At 54.5% G+C, this 20,783-nt stretch carries 17 protein-coding genes; 6 read left to right on the plus strand and 11 right to left on the minus strand.

Annotated elements, in window-relative coordinates:
- Positions 1-29: 29 nt before the first annotated feature.
- Positions 30-1,133, minus strand: a complete 1,104-nt coding sequence (locus tag CCALI_RS07595) for a stage II sporulation protein M (RefSeq protein WP_081648324.1) — start codon at positions 1,131-1,133, stop codon at positions 30-32.
- Between the two features lie 346 nt (positions 1,134-1,479).
- Here CCALI_RS07595 and CCALI_RS15115 point away from each other — a divergent pair, with 346 nt between their 5' ends.
- Positions 1,480-2,394: a type II secretion system protein gene (locus tag CCALI_RS15115; protein WP_016482896.1), complete on the plus strand. Its 915-nt coding sequence runs from the start codon at positions 1,480-1,482 to the stop codon at positions 2,392-2,394.
- Positions 2,395-2,416: 22 nt separating this feature from the next.
- Here CCALI_RS15115 and CCALI_RS16750 read toward each other — a convergent pair whose 3' ends face one another.
- Positions 2,417-2,548: a hypothetical protein gene (locus CCALI_RS16750; protein WP_269148088.1), complete on the minus strand. Its 132-nt coding sequence runs from the start codon at positions 2,546-2,548 to the stop codon at positions 2,417-2,419.
- Between the two features lie 254 nt (positions 2,549-2,802).
- Here CCALI_RS16750 and cbiM point away from each other — a divergent pair, with 254 nt between their 5' ends.
- Both cbiM and CCALI_RS07610 read left to right on the plus strand, forming a co-directional pair.
- A complete protein-coding gene (gene cbiM / locus CCALI_RS16085) occupies positions 2,803-4,767 on the plus strand; it encodes a cobalt transporter CbiM (RefSeq protein ID WP_016482897.1) in 1,965 nt (654 codons plus the stop codon).
- Positions 4,767-5,663 (plus strand): energy-coupling factor ABC transporter ATP-binding protein, encoded by an 897-nt coding sequence (locus tag CCALI_RS07610; protein ID WP_016482898.1) that lies wholly within the window; start codon positions 4,767-4,769, stop codon positions 5,661-5,663. Before cbiM ends, CCALI_RS07610 begins: the two co-directional genes overlap by 1 nt.
- Here CCALI_RS07610 and CCALI_RS07615 read toward each other — a convergent pair.
- The 9 genes from CCALI_RS07615 to CCALI_RS07650 form a co-directional block, all read right to left on the minus strand.
- Positions 5,660-6,808 carry a universal stress protein gene (locus CCALI_RS07615; RefSeq protein WP_016482899.1) on the minus strand — a complete coding sequence of 383 codons (1,149 nt, stop codon included), beginning with the start codon at positions 6,806-6,808 and terminating at the stop codon, positions 5,660-5,662. The two genes, CCALI_RS07610 and CCALI_RS07615, sit on opposite strands and share 4 nt — an antisense overlap.
- 14 nt (positions 6,809-6,822) lie before the next feature.
- Positions 6,823-7,560 carry a sigma-54-dependent transcriptional regulator gene (locus tag CCALI_RS15125; RefSeq protein WP_016482900.1) on the minus strand — a complete coding sequence of 246 codons (738 nt, stop codon included), beginning with the start codon at positions 7,558-7,560 and terminating at the stop codon, positions 6,823-6,825.
- Between the two features lie 2 nt (positions 7,561-7,562).
- Complete coding sequence (locus tag CCALI_RS07625) at positions 7,563-9,398, minus strand: sensor histidine kinase (RefSeq protein ID WP_016482901.1); 1,836 nt, start codon at positions 9,396-9,398, stop codon at positions 7,563-7,565.
- Positions 9,399-9,405: 7 nt separating this feature from the next.
- Complete coding sequence (gene kdpC / locus CCALI_RS07630; protein WP_016482902.1) at positions 9,406-10,035, minus strand: potassium-transporting ATPase subunit KdpC; 630 nt, start codon at positions 10,033-10,035, stop codon at positions 9,406-9,408.
- Positions 10,036-10,059: 24 nt separating this feature from the next.
- Positions 10,060-12,090, minus strand: a complete 2,031-nt coding sequence (gene kdpB, locus CCALI_RS07635) for a potassium-transporting ATPase subunit KdpB (RefSeq protein ID WP_044950068.1) — start codon at positions 12,088-12,090, stop codon at positions 10,060-10,062.
- 86 nt (positions 12,091-12,176) lie between these two features.
- Positions 12,177-13,970 (minus strand): potassium-transporting ATPase subunit KdpA, encoded by a 1,794-nt coding sequence (gene kdpA / locus CCALI_RS07640; RefSeq protein ID WP_016482904.1) that lies wholly within the window; start codon positions 13,968-13,970, stop codon positions 12,177-12,179.
- A gap of 14 nt (positions 13,971-13,984) precedes the next feature.
- Entirely contained in the window at positions 13,985-14,071 is an 87-nt protein-coding gene (kdpF, locus tag CCALI_RS16940; RefSeq protein ID WP_075060789.1) for a K(+)-transporting ATPase subunit F, read from the minus strand.
- Positions 14,072-14,343: 272 nt separating this feature from the next.
- Entirely contained in the window at positions 14,344-14,742 is a 399-nt protein-coding gene (locus CCALI_RS07645) for a Na-translocating system protein MpsC family protein (protein WP_016482906.1), read from the minus strand.
- A 359-nt stretch (positions 14,743-15,101) separates the two neighbouring features.
- Positions 15,102-15,875 carry a hypothetical protein gene (locus CCALI_RS07650; RefSeq protein WP_016482907.1) on the minus strand — a complete coding sequence of 258 codons (774 nt, stop codon included), beginning with the start codon at positions 15,873-15,875 and terminating at the stop codon, positions 15,102-15,104.
- A 320-nt stretch (positions 15,876-16,195) separates the two neighbouring features.
- On the opposite strand from CCALI_RS07650, the gene glgP reads away from it, so the two are divergent.
- The 3 genes from glgP (at position 16,196) to CCALI_RS07665 (ending at position 20,773) form a co-directional block, all read left to right on the plus strand.
- On the plus strand, positions 16,196-18,766 hold the full coding sequence (gene glgP, locus CCALI_RS07655) for an alpha-glucan family phosphorylase (protein ID WP_016482908.1): 2,571 nt from the start codon (positions 16,196-16,198) through the stop codon (positions 18,764-18,766).
- Positions 18,767-18,969: 203 nt separating this feature from the next.
- Complete coding sequence (locus CCALI_RS07660) at positions 18,970-19,566, plus strand: D-sedoheptulose-7-phosphate isomerase (protein WP_016482909.1); 597 nt, start codon at positions 18,970-18,972, stop codon at positions 19,564-19,566.
- Complete coding sequence (locus CCALI_RS07665; protein ID WP_172636642.1) at positions 19,532-20,773, plus strand: glycosyltransferase family 4 protein; 1,242 nt, start codon at positions 19,532-19,534, stop codon at positions 20,771-20,773. Before CCALI_RS07660 ends, CCALI_RS07665 begins: the two co-directional genes overlap by 35 nt.
- Positions 20,774-20,783 lie beyond the last annotated feature (10 nt).

Below are 20,783 nucleotides of genomic sequence, written 5' to 3' on the forward strand. Positions count from 1 at the left end.
CTTAGGAGAGTTACGAAACGCACAAGAAGTCAGTTCCTTCGGCCGCTTGATTCCGCTTCCTCCCCTCCCAAAATAGGTGGACGCCGAGGCAAGAATAGGTAGAGATACCAGAAAACGCCGTTTAACCCGGCAAAGGTAAGGCGAAGCCACGCAGGCACCGCGAGATGAGAAAACATGCCTTCGATCAGGCCCGCAAACACAAAGAGCGGAATGGTGCCCAGCAGCAGCTGCACGCCCTCCCTACCGGCTTGTAAAAAGGCCTCTTTTCGACGATAGGGGCCGGGGAGCAGCAGAGCAACACCCATCATAAGCCCAGCAGCTCCTCCAATGAGGGTGGCCGTGATCTCGGCAATACCATGTGGCAGAATGCCAGGCCAAAAGGTGGCGTGACGATGCACCTCCGTCATTAAGGCCGACATCGCTCCCAGCACAGCTCCGTTGTAGAACAAGAGATAGGTGGTGGGAACGCAGATGGCCGGGCCTGTGGCATAGGCCATAATGGCTACCTGAAAATTGTGGGTCATCAGCTTTCCCGAAAAGGCCGCCGATGGGGGCGCTGCGATCTTGCCGCTTTTCCAAGCACGTACGCTGGCACGAAACTCCTTAGGAATAAACAGGTTGAGCCTTGGCGGCGAGGTTATTACCATCCAGTAGGCCAGCCCAATGCCAATAAGAAAGATGGTCAAAGCGGCAAGAAAATAGCCGCACCGACGCTGCAAAAGCGCCGGGAATTCATAGTTGTAGAAGTGGAGCACGGATCGAAACGGACTAGAAGAGGTCTCGGACTCGTATAAAATCGCTTGAGCGCGCCCCACCAACCCGTTGAGATAACTCACAATGTCTTCGCTAAGCGCATGCGCCGACGCATAGGCAAGATCAGAGGAGACACGCCGATAGAGCCTCATAAACCGCAACAGGTCTTCTCTATCTAATGCACGCACCCCACGGCGCGTATCGGCCTTCTGCACGATACGGCTTAACTCTTGCCAATCGGCCTCACGTTCGTTCACAAAATCCTGCTCGTTCATCGGTAGCAGTGCACACTCCAACGCGTCGGTCGTTCCACCGCCTTCGTATTTTCCATAATACCATAAACACCTATGAGAGAAATCAAGGTGAGTACGGGCTTGCATATCCCAGTGCTTACGCTGTCACCGTCTATTAGAGCTATCGTCCGCAACTTGACATCCAGACGTAAATAGGTTATAATTTTGAAGATAGACAAAATAGGCCTCTTGCATAAGAGTTTTTTTCTGTTAGATGCTAGAGGAGCTAATACAGAGACGTTTGTAAGTTTCGCACTCTGTTGTGTTTTGCCTCGCACCGTAGCGGACAACCGAGGACGGATACCTTCACCAGAAAGCGGTCTGCTCATCACATCTCCCCATACCTGAGGAGATGAGGCTTTAGGTTCCTCAAAAACGAGGAGCCTTCTGTGCAATCGGTCAAAAACCAAACATCTTCGGAGGCAAAATGAAAATGAAACAGATGTTCTCTCACCGTCATGTGCGGACAAAAGACGCAGTGCGAGGGTTTACCCTCATTGAGTTGCTTGTAGTTATCGCAATAATTGCGATACTTGCAGCGATTCTGTTCCCTGTCTTTGCCCAAGCACGGGAACAAGCCCGCAAAACCGCCTGCCTTAGCAATTCCAAGCAACTGGCCACCGCCATCCTCATGTATGGACAGGACTACGATGAAACTTTCGTGCCCTTCGTTGCTTTCCAAGAGCCCCTTCTGCGCGACAACGGCACCGTCTACCGAAACTATAGCCCATGGACAGCCCTCATCCAACCCTACGTCAAAAACAAGTTCCTCACCGTCTGCCCGGATGAGGCCCAACTTAGCTTCGTTATGAGCGGCAACAACCGCTCCCTCCTCTATGGCGGATATGGCCTTAACTACGGCTATCTGTCGCGCTATGCCGGCTCCGATGCCTATGGCAACGATCTGTGGATACCGCTTAAATTTGCGGCGGTGAACCGCCCCGCTCAGGTCGTGTTGTTTCTCGACTCGGTGGGTGTAGACTATGCAACGGCGGACCATCAGTATGTCTGGGTGCCCGTAGGCACCACGGTAGACCCACCCATCAACTGCTATGCCTACGCCAACACAGACTGCGACTCCTACAGCATCGGCTGGACGGGACAGGCTAACGACTACACAAAGTACTATGACTTCCCCGGATACGGTGGCGCCTCTTTCCGCCATAACAGCACCGGATATCAATCGGGAGTTATCCCGCAGGGCGGTGCCAATGTGGCCTTTGTGGATGGGCATACGAAGTACCAGAAAGTGGGAGCCTTGGTAGCCGGCACGAACTTCCAGCCCGACGGCAGCGGCAATGCCAAAGTGATAGACACCAACGCCTATGAATGGGATCCGAGCTACTAGTATGCGCAACAAAGAGAGCGACCTACAAAAGAGGTGTTGCCTGCGTAAGGTGCTTATAGGAGGTTGGATGTGCCTGTTGTTGTTGGGCGGTCTGTGGGGCTGTCAGTCGCAAAGTGATGAGGGCAACCCGCAACCAACAGGCAAACCGCCGCATCCGCCTCAGCTCTTACCGGCAAACCCAAATCGCCCCCGGCCGCATCTGAACATGGGAGGAGGTGGCCCTTCCCCCGGAGGTGGAAGCAGCTCAACGAGTTCCCCATAGAGGGTGAAGGAGGTGTTGCGAAGAGGAGCAAGAAGCTATCTTGCTCCTCTTTTTTGTGCCCCGTATGCGCCGCCTAGCGTAGGGTAGACAGAGAGATGGCTTTGCGTGTAACATAATCGCTTAAGGAGGGAGACAAGCAAGGCGTTATGCATATTCCAGATGGTGTTATCAGCCCCTCCACTTGCGCGGTAATGGCTGCCACCATGGCGCCCGTTTGGGTGACTGCAGGCAAGCGCGTCCGCAAGGAGATCGGGCTACGTCAGACTCCGCTGCTTGCGTTGGGAGCGGCCTTCAGTTTTACCGTGATGCTCTTTAACGTGCCCGCGCCTGGAGGGACAACGGCGCATCCGGTAGCTGGCACCCTTCTTGCGGTGATGCTGGGGCCTTGGGCAGCCTGCATTGGGGTTTCCGTCGCCCTCGCCATCCAAGCGCTTCTGTTTGGTGATGGCGGCATCCTCGCTTATGGGGCCAACTGCTTTACCATGGCCTTCGTATTGCCGTTCGTGGGCTATTTTGTTTATCGGCTGCTGGCCGGGCGCTCCCCCAGCAACTCGCTGTGGCGCGCCATCTGCGCCGGACTAGGCGCCTACTGCGGCATTAACGCGGCCGCCGCCGTGGTGGGCGTCTTATTGGGGCTTCAGCCGATGCTCTTTCACACGGCCGACGGACGTGCTCTCTACTTTCCCTTTGGGCTCGATATCTCTGTGCCGGCGATGCTCGCAGCGCATCTTCTGGTAGCCGGCCCAGCGGAGGCCATCGTCACCACTTTTGCTGTGCGCTACCTGCAGGTTGCCGGTCATCCTCTTTACAATACAGGAGATACGGCCTTAGAGCGCAGCGGTGTGCAGACACGCTGGGCGATTATCATCTTATTGCTGATGGTTCTGCTCTCTCCCCTAGGGCTTTTGGCGAACGGAAGCGCTTTTGGAGAGTGGGGCGCACAGGATATTAAAGCGCAAATAGAACATCTGTTGCGAAGGCCGGGCTATGTGCCTCCGGGCATGGCGAGATTTGAAAAGGGCTACCATGGACTTCTGCCCGACTATGCCCAACCGGAGACCGGTATGAACATCTGGGGTTATATAGCCGCTGGCTTCTTGGGCACTGCCGCTATAGCGGGGCTTCTGCTGTTAGCCGGCCGCCTCTGGATGCGCCACGAGGAGCAGCGCCAACAAAGGTCTGCAACTTTGTTGTCCCCTTCATCGCACTCATCCCCGTTGCCGTCGTGGCTCGCAACAAACACAGCCTCGTCAACAACCATCGAGAGTCGCGCGCTTCGAAAAGGTTCCCCCTTCTTAGAACGAACCCTCGCCGAACTTGCCGCAGGAGCTACCATAGCCCTTCGCGGAGAGGAGAGTGCTTCGCGCAAAGGTTTCCTCCAGCAGTTCGATCCCCGCGCTCGCCTCATCGGGTTGCTTCTGCTGGCCTTTTTGGCAACGCTCCAAGAACGTTTTTTACCCCTCCTTGGACTAACCTTACTGGCCCTCGTTCTGACGCAAATCTCCCAGATTCCCCTTCCGGCCTTCCTTAAACGGGTTTGGCTTACGGCGCCGGTCTTCGTGCTGCTCGTTGCTTTGCCGTCGGCTCTCAACATCGTTACGCCTGGCCGCCCCCTGCTAGTGCTATGCCATCATCCCTTCCTCTGCCTCACCGCCTCTGGAATGCAAGGCGTGCTGCTGCTGGTATTGCGGGTGGGCACCGCGGTCTCGTTTGCTGCGCTTCTGCCGCTTACCACGCGCTGGCGTGACCTTCTCTATGCCATGCAGTGCCTCGGAGCGCCACGTATCTTTGTGCTAGTTTTAGGGATGGCCCATCGCTACCTTACTGTACTGATGCAGGCTGCCGATGAGATGTTCACGGCCCGCAAAAGCCGTCAGGTCGGCCGTATAGAGCATGCCGAGGGGCGTCGCTTTGCAGGCAGGAGCATCGGGAGTCTCTTTGCGAAGACTCTCTACCTGTCCGATGAAGTACACGCCGCCATGATCGCGCGAGGCTTTACCGGCCGGGTGCAGGTGATGCGTACTCTGCGTTGGCGTTTTGCCGATACCCTGTTTCTTCTCGCCGTATTTTTAGTTATGGGCTTTACTTTCCTAGGAGGGCGTCACTTTTGATGAAACCACAACAGGCATCGTCTCCAGTCTCCTCTTCGTTAGACAATCTGTTTGTTCTAAAACAGGTAAGCTATCGCTACAACCCAGAAACTCCGGCGCTCTCCAACATCTCGGTAGAGCTGCGCGCGGGGGAAAGCGTGGCGCTATTAGGCGCTAATGGCTGTGGGAAGTCTACCCTCCTAAAGCTGCTCGGAGGGCTGCTTTTTGCACAAGAAGGGGAAGTGCTTGCTTTTGGCGAGCCGCTAACCGAAGCTTTTCTCAACGTGGAGCGCAACGCCCATCGGTTTCGACGGCGCGTGGGCTTCGTGTTTCAAAATGCCGATGCCCAGTTGTTCTCCGCCACCGTGCGCGAGGAGCTAGCTTTCGGACCGCTTCATCTGGGGCTGCCTTACGAGGAGGTCCTGCAGCGCGTGCACGATGTGGCTCGCCTTGTTCAAGTGGAGATGCTGCTAGAACGCCCTCCTTTCCTCCTCTCCCACGGAGAAAAGCGACGTGTTGCTCTTGGGTGTGTTTTGGCCACAAACCCCGATGTGCTCCTACTCGACGAGCCGACCACCGGCCTCGATCCGCGCTCCCAAGTGCAGTTTTCGGAGCTGTTGCAGGCGCTTCATAGGGCTGGAAAAACCTTGATCATTAGCACCCACGATCTTCACCTCGTGCCGGAGCTTGCCCAGCGTGCCCTCATTATGGCGGAAGACCACACGCTTGCTGCCGATATTCCCGCCGCCCAGCTATTCGATCACCTCGATCTGCTTTACCGCGTCAACCTCATTCATGAACATATGCACCGGCATGGCTCTATCGTTCACTCGCATCCACACTATCATTCCGGCGAACATGCCCATTCGCATCTACCACCACTCGAAACGCCTCCTCAAACGCAGGAAGAGAACTAAAGTGCCTCGTCTTCGGGTGGAGCGACAATAAGGATGTCTATGTTGCGCAACTCTTGGGTAAGCCGATGAATAATAGAGCCCTTGAGAAATTCTTGAAAACGAGAACGGCTTGAATGGCCGATCACAATCTGTGTAATCTGATGCTCTTTAGCATAGGAGATCAGCTGATCGGCCACTTCACCGTGAAGGGTAACAACAGGGATCTTGAGTTGGTCAGCGAGCGCTAAAACGCTGCGAAACTGTTCTTGCTGTTCGGGCGTGAGGGGCCGATTCTCCACGTAGACCGCCACGATATCCGCGTCGAGCCTTTGGGCGATGCGCCATCCGCGCCGTAGGAGTCGCATCGATGCCAACTCAGGGGCAATACACACCATAATGCGGTCTTTCGTTGCCCAGGTCTTCTTGATGCGCTGCTCTTTTCGATAATCGCTGAGGTCACGGTCTACCTCTTGAGCCACTTCCCGAAGGGCTATCTCACGAAGTGCATTGAGGTTGCCTTCTCGAAACCAGTTGTTGAGAGCGGATTGGATCTTGTCGGAAGGATATATCTCTCCGCGCTCTAATCGGTGAATCAGCGCGCGCGGGGTGATGTCTACCATCACGATCTCGGCCTCATGTAGCAGGCTATCGGGAACGGTCTCGCGCACACGAATACCGGTGATGTCGTAAACCGTGTCGTTGAGACTTTCCAAATGCTGAACGTTCAGCGTGGTCAGCACACTGATGCCATGGTCACGTAGATACTCTACATCTTGCCAGCGCTTCGGCCGCTCAGAGCCGGGCACGTTGGTATGGGCTAGCTCATCTACAACCACCCATTGAGGCTTGCGGCGCAGAATGGCTTCCGTATCCATCTCTTCAAAAACCCTACCGCGATACTCTATCTTCTTTCGCGGAATGATCTCGAGATCGCCTATCTGTGCCTCTGTTCCCTTGCGACCGTGCGTCTCTACATAGCCGATCACCACATCCTGCCCACGCTGCTTGCGCCGATTCGCTTCGCTAAGCATCTCATAGGTCTTGCCAACTCCTGCAGCAAAACCGAGAAAGATCTTCAGGCGCCCTCGTTGCTGTGGCTCTTCCGCTTTAATACGGGCAAGCAATGCATCGGGATCGGGGCGTTCCTCCTGAGCATCCGACACCATGAGGCTTCCTTCTCCTAAACAGTGGTCAACACGGCATCAATCCAGCGACGCATGCCGGTTGTCAGCTCTTCAACCTGCAACAGGTTGTTGGGAGGAAGTTCGGCATGCTGCCAAAGATAGTTGGCTAACGCCTCTTCACAGAGGGCCTGCCAAAAACGATTACCGCCGGCAAACTGCTCCCTGTCGGCATAAGCTTTTACAAGCTCTATGATATGGGGCAAGAGAACAACCTTACACTGGCTCTTCTCCCCTGAAGGGCTGGTAACGGTGAACGTCTGTTCAAACTTACCCCCGGTATAAAGAGCGGTATCCGGTTGAAACTCGATGTGGTAGCCGTTGACCGTGGTAAACCCGTAGGTCAGCCCCTGCGATTCAGCCGGAGCTGCCTCAGTCTTATTCAAGGCGGCCTCCACCGCACCGCGAAGGGTTTTTGCCGTGAACGGTTTTCTCAAAAAGTCGGTCGCCCCGAGCTTCATAGCAGAAACAGCAAGGTCTATCGTTCCAAAAGCAGTAATCATGATGATCTTTGCATCACTATTGCGCTCCTTTAGCTCTTTCAGAACGTATAGGCCCTCCACGTCGGGCATTCTTTGGTCTAACAAAACGAGGTCCCATGCGTCTCCATTGCCGAACTTAGCGATGCCTTCAAGGCCGTCATAGGCCACTTCAACCTCATGGCCGGCCGCTTTCAACGTAAGCTGAAGCATACGGCAAATATTGGGTTCATCATCTATTACAAGAATGCGGGCCATTTTCAAAGCTCCTTAACAGGTAGATAGAAGGTAAAAGTGCTGCCTTTTCCTGGAGTGCTCTCCACGGTTATCTGACCTCCATGGGCCTTCACAATGGTCTGTGCGATAGAAAGCCCTAAACCGGCGCCGCTGCGCGCTACGCCCGGCACCTGTACAAACCGCTCGAAGATGCGCGGAAGATACTCTGGCGGAATGCCAATGCCCGTATCCTGCACCGAAAAGAAGACCTTCTCATCCTTTGGATAGACCTTTATATGAATTTGTCCTCCCTCGGGGGTAAAACGAACGGCGTTATTGAGCAGATTGAGGAGCACGCGGTTGATCTGGGCAGGATCGGCTCGAAGCGGAGGCAATAGGGGAAACACTTCGACACGTAGGTGAAGATTCTTTGCTTTTGTCTGAGGCTCTATGGCCTCAACGGCGTTTTGAACCAGCTGTTCAGCCGATACGATCTCGAATCGCGGTGGAGTTGCTCCCGTTTCAAGACGGGTGATGTCGAGGAGATCGCGCATCATGCGATCGAGGCGCTGCAAATCCTCTTTCTGACATCGAACAACCTCTTGTTGTTCGGGAGTTAACGGGCCGAGAGTGCCCTCTTGAAGGAGATCCACCGAGAGCTGCAACGAGGTCACTGGCGTGCGCAACTCATGAGAGGCAATGCCGATGAATTCCGTTTTCAGTCGGTCGAGTTGGCGTAGGTGCGTGATATCCTCCAAGACGGCGACGGCACCAAGCAGCTCTCCCCCCTCCGCCTTCATAGGGGTTGTGCGCAAACGGTAGGTACGTGGAATGCCAGCATATTCTAGGTCCACCATGCCGGCCTCATCTTCAGCCACCGAGGCGCTTTGTTGATGAATGGCTTTATGTAGCGCTGTAACAATGCTCTTATCGCGGATGGTTTCATCAATCGGCTTACCGATAAGGTTTGCCTCTGGACCAAAAAGCCCCTCAGCTGCGCGATTCACATGTACCAGTCTGCCCTCGGCGTCGGCCACTATCACCGGGTCGTAAAGACTTTCCAACGCCGCTTCCGACATGCGCTCGGCTCGCTGATAACGCTCCTCTTCAACGCGCCGTGCCTCTTGAAGCCTCTCGGCCATCCGGTTAAAGGCACGTGCCAATGCGCCGATCTCATCGGATCGGTGAACCTCGATGCGCTGGTTGAAATGCCCTGCTCCTATCTCTTCGGCCTGACGCACCAAAGAACGCAACGGAGCGAGAGTTGAATTGACCATTCTGTAGGAGAAGAAAAGCGCCAAACCAAGCGCGAGAACCGAGGCCGTAATGCCCAGCCAAAAAGCACGTCGCGCCTCGGTTCTTGCGCGTTTATCCGCCTTTACAATGGCTTGTTGATTCAGATCGAGCACATCCTGAGCGCGCTGTTTGAGGCGCAAAAAAGCCGGCTCGAGCACATGAAAGTAGTACGCACGAGCCTGCTCGGGAGGCATAGGAGGGTTTGCGTAGAGCAGCCGCTCTATCGCTTTCTGATACTTTGCGAATTGGCGCTGGATGTCATCGGATAGCTGCTGCTCTCCCGGCTCCGTGATATTATGGGCCTCGACATCGGCCGCTTGGGCAAAAAGCGGCCGAAAGAACTGGTACTGCTTGCGCGCTTTCTCCACCTGCCCAGCCAGGTAGAAGGTGGCCGCGCTGTCCTGACGCTCCAAAAACTCCTTCATGTTCTCCGCGGCCACCACGCTAACGTAGTTGTTCTTCAAGATTCGGTCTACGGAGGTGCCTAAGTGGCGCACCTGCAGAATCCCCCCTATGATCACCCCCATCAGAATAAAGATGAGGATGAGATAGCCAATAAGGAACTGGGTGCGCACATTGTACATTTTGCTTCTATTGTCTCTTTGTGACAGGGTAGAGCCGATCGAGCGCAAGATTCAGGCGTAACACATTGACGCGCGGCTCGCCGAGAATGCCGAACTGCCGAGGTTGCGTATAGTCGTGAATAAGCCGCCTCACACGGCTAACCTCCACACCCCGTGCCTTGGCCACACGATCCGCCTGTAAAAGAGCGTTCTCAACGCTGATGTCTGGATCGAGTCCGCTTCCGGAACGGGTAACGGCGTCAGTGGGCAGCGGCATTGTGCTCGGCAGGTTGTTCTCTTGACGATAGGCGGTGGCTAAGTCTTTCATACCATCGAAGTTGTCGGTGGCCTTCGGGCCGTGATGCACGCCATTGATCAGTTTATCCGTCGTAGGGGCCAGATTGGTTCCTCCGGAACTGGTGGGGTCGTAGCCGTTGCCTGCCGCCGAAGGACGTGGATGAAAGTAGATCGGGAGCGTGAAGCTTTGTCCGATCAGCTCCGAGCCAACCACTCTGCCATTTCGCACAATGAGGCTTCCATGAGCTTGAAACGGAAAGAGGATGTTAGCCACCAGAGTGACAAGGCCAGGGAAAACAAACCCCAGCAAGATCGTCCAAGCCAAAACGCTAACCAGAGCAGGGCGTAATTGAGTTCTCATAGAGAGGTTCTCCTTCATCTATTTTTAGGCGAGATGTAACAGCACCAAAAGGCGGTCGAGCAGCCAAATGCCTGGGAAGGGGGCGATGATGCCGCCCAACCCGTAGATCAGCAGGTTTCTTCTTAAGATGGCCGCTGCACCTAACGGCCGATAGGCGATCCCCCTAAGGGCCAACGGGATCAGCGCGATGATGATCAACGCATTGAAAATAACCGCAGCCAAGATGGCCGATTCGGGATTGGTTAGCTTCATGATGTTGAGAGCATTCAGCGCGGGATAGATAGGTGCGAACATCGCTGGCAAGATGGCAAAATACTTGGCCACATCGTTGGCGATGCTAAACGTGGTAAGCGCCCCTCGCGTCATGAGCAGCTGTTTGCCGATCTCTACCACCTCAATGAGTTTCGTGGGGTTGCTATCGAGGTCTACCATGTTGCCCGCCTCTTTGGCTGCTTGGGTACCACTGTTCATGGCCAACCCCACATCGGCCTGAGCGAGCGCCGGAGCATCGTTTGTGCCATCCCCTGTCATGGCCACCAACTTACCCGCCGCCTGCTCTTGGCGGATCAGGGCTAGCTTCATTTCGGGCGTGGCCTCGGCAAGAAAGTCGTCTACGCCAGCCTCTTCGGCGATCGTTTTAGCCGTCAATGGGTTATCGCCAGTGATCATAACGGTGCGGATGCCCATGGAGCGGAGCTGCTCAAAGCGCTCGCGGATTCCCCCCTTTACCACATCTTTGAGATAGATCACGCCGAGAATACGCTCGTTTTTGGCCACGACCAGAGGCGTACCTCCCTTCTGAGAGATATTGGTGACGATGGGCTCCAGTTCACAAGGAATCTCACCGCCCAAGGAGAGCACATGGCGCTTAATGGCCTCTGCCGCCCCTTTGCGAATCTGTTGACCATCCATATCAATACCGCTCATGCGTGTTTGGGCAGAAAAGGGAACGAACTCCGCATGATGAGAGGCCAACTCTCTACCGCGAAGACCATACTTCTCTTTAGCAAGCACCACAATACTGCGACCTTCTGGGGTCTCATCGGCCAAACTGGAAAGCTGTGCGGCATCCACTAGCTCCTCCATACTCACATTGGGAAGCGGAATAAACTCCACCGCCTGGCGGTTGCCTAACGTGATGGTGCCCGTTTTATCCAACAAAATGGTGTCAATATCCCCCGCGGCCTCTACCGCCTTGCCCGACTTGGCCAGTACGTTGTGCTGCATCACCCTATCCATACCGGCGATCCCAATAGCCGAAAGTAGCCCGCCGATGGTGGTTGGGATGAGGCAGACCAGGAGCGCCACCAACACCACGACGGAGGGCGCTTGGCCCGACTGCGTGGCGCGCACGGCAAAATCGGCGAAAGGCGGCAGAGTGACACAAACCAGTAGGAAGATAATGGTAAGCCCCGATAACAGGATGGAGAGAGCGATCTCGTTGGGGGTTTTCTGACGTTGGGCGCCCTCCACCAGAGCGATCATACGATCTATAAAGGTCTCTCCTGGGTTGGCGGTAATGCGGATGACGATGCGATCGGAAAGCACTTTGGTTCCCCCTGTTACCGCGCTTCGATCGCCACCGGCCTCCCGAATAACAGGGGCCGACTCGCCTGTTATCACCGACTCATCCACGCTGGCGATTCCTTCGATAACCTCCCCATCACCGGGGATAATATCCCCTGCCTCACAGACCACCACATCTCCTTTGCGCAGTTGTGTGGCCGGCACCCGCTCCTCTTTTCCGTTGACAAGCTTGCGCGCGAGGGTATCCGTTTTGGTTTTACGAAGGCTCTCGGCTTGCGCCTTACCACGTCCTTCTGCCATCGCCTCAGCGAAGTTTGCAAAGAGCACTGTAAACCAAAGCCAAAGCGCCACCTGGCCCGTAAAAAGCGGTTGGCCTGTATGGGTAATCAGCTGCTTTACCCAGAAATAGGATGTGAGAAGACTGCCAACCCACACCACAAACATCACGGGGTTGCGGGCAACGAGGCGTGGATGGAGCTTGCGAAAGGCATCGCGCACGGCATTCTTCACCAAGGTAGGCTCAAACAGAGAGAGGGTTTGTCTTCCTGAGTGAGACGGCCTACCGGCAGTTGGATTCTTAGGGTTTTTCTGTACGGTTCGCACTGTTCGCTCCCTTAAAAGAGTTTTCCGATGTGTAGTTGGAACTGCTCGGCAAAAGGCCCAAGCGCTAACGCTGGGAAGAAGGTAAGCGCACCGATGATGATGGTTGTGCCCACGAGCAGAAATACGAAGGTGCTGGAGTCGGTGGGGAAGGTGCCGGCCGTGGCTGGTACCAGCTTCTTACGTGCCAAGCTGCCAGCGATGGCGATGGAAGGGATCAGCATGAAGAAGCGCCCCACCCACATGGCCAGCCCCAGGAGCAGATTGTAGATGGGGGTATTGGCATTTAGGCCGGCGAAGGCCGAACCGTTGTTATTGGTCGTGGAGGTAAACGCATAAAGAATTTCGGAAAAGCCATGGGGGCCGGGATTGTTCACGTTATTATAGGTGGCGCCGAGATAGGTTGTACTGCCGTTGACTCGGTTCCAGGAGCTGTGGGCGGAGAGTGGCAGATCGGAAGCGATGGCGGTAAAGGTGAGCACGGAGGCAGCATGGATCAGCATCACCAATACCGCCATGGTGATCTCATACTTTTCAATCTTTTTGCCAAGATATTCCGGTGTCCGTCCCACCATAAGCCCGGCAATGAATACCGCAATAACGGCAATAATAAGCATACCAGTTAGTCCTGCTCCCACCCCTCCAAAGATCACCTCACCGGTCATCATGTTCACAAGCGGTACCAGCCCTCCAATGGGAGTAAAAGAGTCGTGCATGGCGTTCACAGCCCCACAAGAGGTGTCGGTAGTGACGGTTGCAAAAAGGGCAGTGGCTGCGATGCCAAATCGCATCTCTTTCCCCTCCATGTTTCCACCCGGCTGAAGCGAGGAGGGTTTAAGGTCGAGTCTAAGAGGCCCGCTCTGCAGTAGGGCGATGCCCCTTTGTTCCTGCTGATAGCAGACAAAAACCCCCATGAAAAACATGGCGCTCATGGCTGCGAAGAGCGCCCACCCCTGCCGGGTATTGCCCACCATCTTGCCGAAGGTGTAGGTGAGAGCTGCAGGAATCAAGAAGATGGCGAGCATCTCCAAAAGGTTAGTGAGCGGAGTTGGGTTTTCGTAGGGATGAGCCGAATTGGCATTAAAGAAGCCCCCTCCGTTTGTACCCAACTCCTTAATCGCCTCTTGAGAGGCCACCGGCCCTTGGGGAATGAGCTGCGTGCTTCCCTCTACTGTGGCCACTTTGGTGTAGGGCGAGAAGTTCTGTGGAACCCCTTGCCATACGAGCAGCAGCGCCAAAATGAAGGTGAGTGGCAGAAGAATATAGAGAGTCGCCCGCGTGGTGTCTACCCAAAAGTTGCCGATTTCATGAACGGTACGACGAGCAAACCCGCGAATGAAGGCAACAGCCACGGCGATACCAGCAGCGGCCGACATCCAGTTATGCATGGCCAAAGCCACCATGTTGGAGAAGTAGCTAACCGTGCTTTCAGGGGTATAAGATTGCCAGTTAGTATTGGTAGTGAAAGACACAGCTGTGTTAAAGGCCAAATCGGGTGTCATCTGATCGGCCCCAAACTTCTGAGGGTTCCAGGGTAAATGCCCCTGTAGCCTCAAGAGAATGTAGGTGAGAAGCAACCCTACCACACTGAAGAGCACGAAGGCAAGGGCGTAGGTGGTCCAGGGCATCTCCACCTCCTCTTCAATACCGAAAAGCCGATAAAGCCCCACCTCGAGCGGGCGGAGAATCGGATGCAGCAGCGTTCTCTCCCCTTGGAAAACACGGGCCATATAGCTGCCGAGCGGTTTGGTGAATACTAGGATCAGCAGAAAGAAGAGGAGTATCTGTGCGACTCCATTGGGTGTCATGGTTTCATAGCCTCCTAGAAACGCTCTGGATAGAAGAGCGCATAGAGTAGGTACACAAACAGACAGCAGATAATAAATAGGATCAACGCGTGTTCCATCATCGCTGGCCTCCCTGCAGAAGACGATTGCAACCGTAAAGAAAGCCTACCGTGAGCGCCGTCATTACCAGTATAATAAAAATAGCAAATCCGTCCGACATGTTTCTCTCCTTAGCCTATGTTGTTGTTTTTGTTTTAAAAAGCAAAAAGGCCGGAAGTGACGGTAAGCTCTCCCATGAAAGAGCTTCCGTAACCTCCGGCCTCCTTCCCGACAAAGGCAGAATCAGCAGCCTCCTTCGGAACGGCAACCGAGCACGATGACTTATTATTAAGGTCTATCGCTTACGCGCGGGGAGGTTTGATGCATCCAGAAAGCGTTTTTCTACGTTCTCTTCCAAGATGTAGACCTCCACCAGTTCAGCGGCCTCTACGTTCACGTCACCGTAGCTTCGCAGCACCTTACAGCCTACGATATTGGCGATAATGGCTTCGATTTCGTTGCGGCTGATCATGCGGAGCTCCTGCCGAGCGCTTCGGATCAGCCGGCGCCCCTCCTCGGTCGCCACGAGGTGGGCCTCGGTAGGTGTGAGAATACCCGTGCAGCGTACGAGAAGTGCATCTCCCACCAGGTGTACTTTTACATCCGAGGGACCCCGCCCCTGTTGCTCCCTCTGAAATCGCGACACTGCGTTGGCGATCTCCGCCTCGATCATGCCTTTAGTTGGTTGGTTCATACACGGGCTTCTCAGACCATTTAGCAAAAAGGCCAGCATCCAACCTGCCCGTGCGTTCACGGCACACGTTCAGCTAGGATGCTGGCCTACAGGGATACCAGGTTTTTGAGCCCCTTATCCTTGTCCACCAGGACAAATAGGATTTTACCACACGTTGCACCAGATGTCAAGGGGAGCCATCAGAATTTTTTCATGCTTTTCGTTGAAGCAGATTCCAACTCATGGATGTTAGCCTAAAATTCGGTCGTGTCTTCATCTCCTTGCATCAGGAAAGGGGAAGCGTACACTCCCCCTTCTCCTCTAATCTATGAAACGTACCTGTATGTCGCTAGTTGCGCAAGAGCTCTTTAAAGGAAAGGTTATCGGCCCCTGCGATGCCTTCGGGCGCGTAGCGGAATCCAGATGCTACCTGCTACTAAGCTAGCAAAGCTAATGAAGCTGCTGGCCTCTGGAGTAGCAGCAAAGGCTATATCTTGCTTGCGCCCGTTAGCTTGAGCGCCAGCATTTTCAAAGACAGAGTTCCAGCTGCGCCAGTCGTTGGCAAAGGCGGTCTGCTCAATATTGTAGACTCCGGCCAGGTCGCCATAACTATGCTGGCCAGAATCCACCGCGGAAAAGATGCTGCTCCAGCTGTAAGTATGCTTGGAGGGGTTGTAACTCACTGAACCACCTAGAGAAAGATCCCAAATAGCAAGCTGGGCATCGGTCTTGGTGCGTGAAGCGGGCATGTTGGCATAGTGTGCCACGATATAGTCAATGGCGTGGATGTTTTGTGTCGAGATGGTGTTGCCATTGGTGCCGTTCGCGTAGTAAACGCTGGCAAGACCATGAGTAGAGTCGGAAACGGTAGTGCGTAGAGCACTCCAAGTATCGTTGTTAAAGATACTGTCGAAGAGGTCGGTACAAAAACCGGTATAGATTTGTTGGCTCCCATTGATCTGAAAGTTGTATTGGCCCGCAGTGGTGCTCTCGGTGTGGCTTTGACCGCTGAGGACGTAGGTAACATCCACACTGTTAGAACCATTGGCGTTTAGAAAATGTAGCGTGTCATTCGTAGCAAATGCCAAATGGCTCATTGACAAAGATGCTCCCAAAAGCGCACATCTCCCTACAAGGCGAACAAAAGTTTTCATCGTATGATTTTCCTCTACAAAGTTTTATATAGTGTTTTAAATTTATGGTGCTGCTACCAACAGAACCGGTGTCTCTCACAATAAGCTCATAAGCAGGCAAAGGGACAACTTTTACCACAATAGCTGTTCGCGCCAACGTTTTTCTGGTTCTACGCCCTATATACCAAATAAGTTACTAAAATAGCAAGAAATTGCATAAAACAGGTATTCATACTAAAATTCTCAAAAGCGAATCAATCTGTGGATTTTTTGCCGAGTGAGGCAGGAATCATCTATTTAAATGCCTAATGGTAGCTTGAACCTAGCACTGGAGAGAAAAGATGCCCAAAATTCGCGCCTTCCATATTGTCCCTGCCCTACCCGAGCCGCTTCAAAAGCTACGAACGCTGGCCTATAACCTGAGATGGGCCTGGGACCATGAGACGATCGAGCTCTTTCGAAGTCTGGATCGCAATCTTTGGGAACAGTGTGAGCATAACCCGGTTCGCATGCTGAGCTTGATCTCTCAAGAGCGCCTTACGGAGGCGGCTGCCGACGATGCCTTTCTCGCTGAGGTAGACCATGTGCACTATAGCCTTCAAACCTATCTCACCACCACCAACACCTGGTATCGGCGCCAATGGGCGGACAAACTTCCCCCCGAAACCTGCATCGCCTACTTCTGCATGGAGTTCGGGCTTACAGAATGTCTACCTATCTATTCCGGCGGGCTTGGCGTTCTAGCGGGCGACCATCTGAAATCGGCTAGCGACCTCGGCCTGCCGCTTGTGGGCGTGGGGCTGCTGTATCAACAGGGCTACTTTAAGCAGACCCTCTCTCCCGATGGCTGGCAACAGGAGACCTATCCAGAAAACGACTTCTACTCCATGCCCTTGCAGGCGGTACTGAATGAAAAGGGCGAGCCCCTTAAAGTGTGTCTCGACCTGCTAGGACGACAGGTTTCCATATGTGTATGGCGGGCTCAGGTGGGGAGAGTGCCTCTCTTCTTGCTCGATACCAACCTGCCAGAAAATCGCCCCGAAGACCAGGATATCACCGACCAACTCTACGGCGGCGATGCCGAGATGCGGCTGCGGCAAGAGATGGTGCTGGGTATCGGTGGCATGCGCGCTTTGCGTGCTTTGAAGATACGCCCAACAGTGTGCCATTTGAACGAGGGGCACGCCGCCTTTACCGCTTTGGAGAGGGCACGAGAGCTGAGAGAGGAGACGGGGTGCGACTATGCCACGGCGCGTGAGGTGGCCGCAGCTGGCAGTCTGTTCACCACCCACACCCCTGTCCCTGCCGGCTTCGATGTCTTTTCTGCGGATTTGATGAACCGCTACTTCGCCGCCTACGCCCAACAGCTAGGGCTGTCGTTTGATGAGCTTATGGGTCTGGGACGCGTGAACCCGTGGGACCAAAGCGAGCAGTTCAACATGGCCGTTTTGGCCGTGCGTCATGCCCATCAGGTAAATGGAGTGAGCCAGCTCCACGCACGGGTTACGCGCCGCATGATGCAAGCGGGCTATCCTGGCTTTCCCGAAGAGGAGGTTCCCGCTAGCTACGTTACCAACGGAGTTCATCTGCGCTCCTTCGCCTCCATGGAGATGGCGGAGCTGCTCGATAAGTACCTGGGCGGGCGCTGGTCGTACGACGGTCACCATGAAGGCGTATGGGAACGCATCGAGGAGATACCCGACGAACTGCTTTGGCGGGTCAAAGAGACGCGCCGAGAGAAGCTGGTTCGGTTTGCGCGAGCGCGCCTGCGGGCGCAACTGGAGCGGCGCTATTTCCGAGACGATCCGGAGTTTCGTGCCGCCGCTGAGGTCTTAGACCCTCATGCGCTGACCATAGGCTTTGCACGACGCTTTGCGCCCTACAAACGCGCGACCCTCCTCCTAACTGACCTAGACCGCCTCATCCGATTGCTTACCAACCCACAGAGGCCGGTACAGATTCTCTTTGCAGGCAAAGCTCATCCCCGTGAGGATGCAGGGAAGGAGCTTATCCGACAGATCGTGCAGTTTTCTAAGCGGCCGGAGGTCCGAGGACGAATCCTTTTCCTTGAAGACTACGACCTCAACGTAAGTCGCTACATGGTACAAGGATGTGACGTATGGCTTAACACCCCCAGGCGCCCAATGGAAGCCAGCGGAACAAGTGGCATGAAAGCCCTCGTTAACGGGGGGCTTCACGTCTCGGTGCTCGACGGCTGGTGGGCTGAAGGCTATGATCCGCGCGCGGGATGGGCGATTGGGCGAGGGGAGGAGTACTCCGATCCCCAAGAACAGGACAGGATAGAGGCCACCGCACTCTACAATCTCTTGGAAAACGAGGTCGTGCCGCTTTTCTACGATAGGGGCATGGATGGAGTACCCCGCGCATGGGTCGCTCGAGTAAAATACTCCATGCGCACGTTGTGCCCTCGCTTTAACACGCACCGTATGGTGAGTGAATATGCCACACGATACTATTTTCCCGCTACGTTGCGATGCCTAAAGCTAAGGGCGAACAACCTAGAGCGAGCACGTACGCTTGTGGATTGGAAACAGAGGGTTCGTAGCCTCTGGCCTCAAGTGCGTATCCAAGAGGTCATCACTTCGCCCGAAGAGGGCGCCACACTGCAAGTGGGTGATAAACTCAAGATAACCGTGAAGGCCTTTTTAGCTGGCTTAACACCGGAGGATGTCCGCGTGCAGGCCTATAGCGGCTCTCTGGATGCTGATCGGCGGTTGAAAGCGGAGAGTATTGTGGATATCCCTTTCACCGGCCAAGAAGGCGAGCTGTTCTGCTTTCAAGTGGAGATGCCCTGTAGCGCCAGTGGGCTTCGAGGCTTCTCGGTGCGTATTCTTCCCGCTCATCCAGACGCCCAACTGCCTGCAGAGTTACCCCTTATTTGCTGGGAATAGTTATTCAGCGAGGCCTGCACAAGAAACCTAAAATAGTTGCGATGTTCTGCTTTGCTCCTACCACGCAATACCATATCCACCGAGTAAATTGAATAACATATCCACCTAGTAAATTGGTATTTGACCGTGGCAATATCGTTTTTGTAGGGTAAGAGGAACTTGAGTATGTCGAAATACGTCAAATATTTGTAAAAAGAGCTGCGATGACACAAAAAGAGGGTTCTTCTTCAAGGCAAACGCTCGCACGCACGATCGCCGAATCGATGGCGGTAAAAGAGCGGCTTTTCGAGGCCTGCAGCTCCGTATTCGAGCAGCTCGTTGAAGCCACCGTCTCGGCTTTTAGCAAAGGAAATAAGATGCTGCTCTGCGGTAATGGAGGCAGCGCGTGCGATGCTCAGCATGTGGCAGGAGAGTTGGTAGGCCGATTTCTCAAAGATCGCCACCCGCTGCCGGCCATCGCTCTCTCTGCGGCCGATTCTATTCTTACCTGCGTAGGCAACGATTATAGCTTTGCTGATGTCTTTGCACGACAGGTGCAGGCCTTGGCGCAGCCGGGGGATATCGTCGTGGGTATATCTACGAGTGGCAACTCCCCCAACGTGATTCGGGCCATAGAGGTCGCTCGACAGTGTCAAGCCGTCTGTGTAGGCTTCACCGGTGCAGAGGGAGGGAAGCTTCGCGAGATCACCGATATCTGCCTCTGCGTGCCCTCTCAAGTAACTGCACGCATTCAAGAAGCCCACATCACGCTATGGCATGCCCTCTGTGAGGAGATCGAAAACCGACTTTTTGGTTCGTAAATTCCATCGTTCAAATCCAATGCCTTCAATCCAAAAACATCCTTGTCGTGTTCTGTTCATAGACCATACCGCTCAGCTCGGCGGCGGTGAAGTGGCTTTATTGCGTCTTACACAAGCTTTCGATCGCTCGCGAGTTGCGCCCCATGTGCTGCTGTTTTCCGACGGTCCTCTCCATACGAAGTTAGAACAGGCGCAGGTACCGGTGGAGCTTTTTGAGTTGAACACGCAGATCGTGGATATGCGCAGAGAGGCCTCAAGGCCTCGTAGCCTTCTTCAACCCAACCGATTGGGCGCCGTTTTAAGCGCTATTGGACGCTTGGCACGTTTCCTACGCACTAAACCTTTCGATGTCGTTCACACAAACTCCCTAAAGGCGGATCTGATCGGCGGTTTCGCCGCTCGGCTTGCCCACATCCCCCTCGTATGGCACGTCCACGATCGAATCGAGGCAGACTATCTTCCCAAGAATACGGTACGTATTCTTCGATTGCTAGCTCGCACGCTACCCACCTTCGTCGTGGCAAACTCCGCCGCCACACTCCAAACATTGCATTTACCCAAACAGAAGCCTTCCGATGTTATCTATTGCGGTATCCCCGATGATTGGGTACAGCCCCCCTACCCTCCACCTCCTTTATGCGGAAAATCGCAGGTACGTATAGGGCTCATGGGGCGTATTACCAAATGGAAGGGACAACATATCTACCTCGCTGCCGCCGCTAAGGTGCTACAACGTTATCCACAAACGCAATTCGAGATCATCGGCTCTGCTCTATTTGGCGATCAGCCCTACTTTGTAGAGCTGCAGAGTGAGGTAGCGCGGCTCCAGCTCGACGAACGAGTTGTCTTTAGAGGCTTCCAAGAAGATACGAAAGCTGTGCTCAGCGATCTGGATATCCTTGTCCACGCTTCCATCATTCCGGAGCCTTTGGGACAGGTGGTTTTGGAGGGTATGGCACTTGGTAGAGCAGTGGTTGCCACAGCCGGTGGCGGAGTGCTTGAGGTGGTGGTTCCGAATCAAACCGGGCTTTTGGTGCCGATGGGCGATGCCGAGGCGATGGCTGAAGCCATCCTATGTCTTCTTTCCGACCCCTCTCTGGCACAAACTATGGGGGAACAAGCACGCCACCATGTAGGTGAGCACTTTACGATGAGCGCTATGGCAGAACGCGTCACTGCCATCTACGAGACCGTTGCGGTAAGATAGGCAAAAAATG

The organism is Chthonomonas calidirosea T49 (assembly GCF_000427095.1).
Taxonomy (GTDB): Bacteria; Armatimonadota; Chthonomonadetes; order Chthonomonadales; family Chthonomonadaceae; genus Chthonomonas; species Chthonomonas calidirosea.

Excerpts from the sequence above, each read along its gene's own strand:
- CCALI_RS07595 (WP_081648324.1), bottom strand. The coding sequence starts at position 1,133 with ATGCAAGCCCGTACTCACCTTGATTTCTCTCATAGGTGTTTATGGTAT.
- CCALI_RS07615 (WP_016482899.1), bottom strand. The coding sequence starts at position 6,808 with ATGGTGTCGGATGCTCAGGAGGAACGCCCCGATCCCGATGCATTGCTT.
- CCALI_RS07645 (WP_016482906.1), bottom strand. The coding sequence starts at position 14,742 with ATGAACCAACCAACTAAAGGCATGATCGAGGCGGAGATCGCCAACGCA.
- CCALI_RS15125 (WP_016482900.1), bottom strand. The coding sequence starts at position 7,560 with ATGGCCCGCATTCTTGTAATAGATGATGAACCCAATATTTGCCGTATG.
- glgP (WP_016482908.1), top strand. The coding sequence starts at position 16,196 with ATGCCCAAAATTCGCGCCTTCCATATTGTCCCTGCCCTACCCGAGCCG.
- CCALI_RS16750 (WP_269148088.1), bottom strand. The coding sequence starts at position 2,548 with ATGCGGCGGTTTGCCTGTTGGTTGCGGGTTGCCCTCATCACTTTGCGA.
- kdpF (WP_075060789.1), bottom strand. The coding sequence starts at position 14,071 with ATGATGGAACACGCGTTGATCCTATTTATTATCTGCTGTCTGTTTGTG.
- kdpC (WP_016482902.1), bottom strand. The coding sequence starts at position 10,035 with ATGAGAACTCAATTACGCCCTGCTCTGGTTAGCGTTTTGGCTTGGACG.
- CCALI_RS07650 (WP_016482907.1), bottom strand. The coding sequence starts at position 15,875 with ATGAAAACTTTTGTTCGCCTTGTAGGGAGATGTGCGCTTTTGGGAGCA.
- cbiM (WP_016482897.1), top strand. The coding sequence starts at position 2,803 with ATGCATATTCCAGATGGTGTTATCAGCCCCTCCACTTGCGCGGTAATG.
- kdpA (WP_016482904.1), bottom strand. The coding sequence starts at position 13,970 with ATGACACCCAATGGAGTCGCACAGATACTCCTCTTCTTTCTGCTGATC.
- CCALI_RS07610 (WP_016482898.1), top strand. The coding sequence starts at position 4,767 with ATGAAACCACAACAGGCATCGTCTCCAGTCTCCTCTTCGTTAGACAAT.
- CCALI_RS07660 (WP_016482909.1), top strand. The coding sequence starts at position 18,970 with ATGACACAAAAAGAGGGTTCTTCTTCAAGGCAAACGCTCGCACGCACG.
- CCALI_RS15115 (WP_016482896.1), top strand. The coding sequence starts at position 1,480 with ATGAAACAGATGTTCTCTCACCGTCATGTGCGGACAAAAGACGCAGTG.
- CCALI_RS07625 (WP_016482901.1), bottom strand. The coding sequence starts at position 9,398 with ATGTACAATGTGCGCACCCAGTTCCTTATTGGCTATCTCATCCTCATC.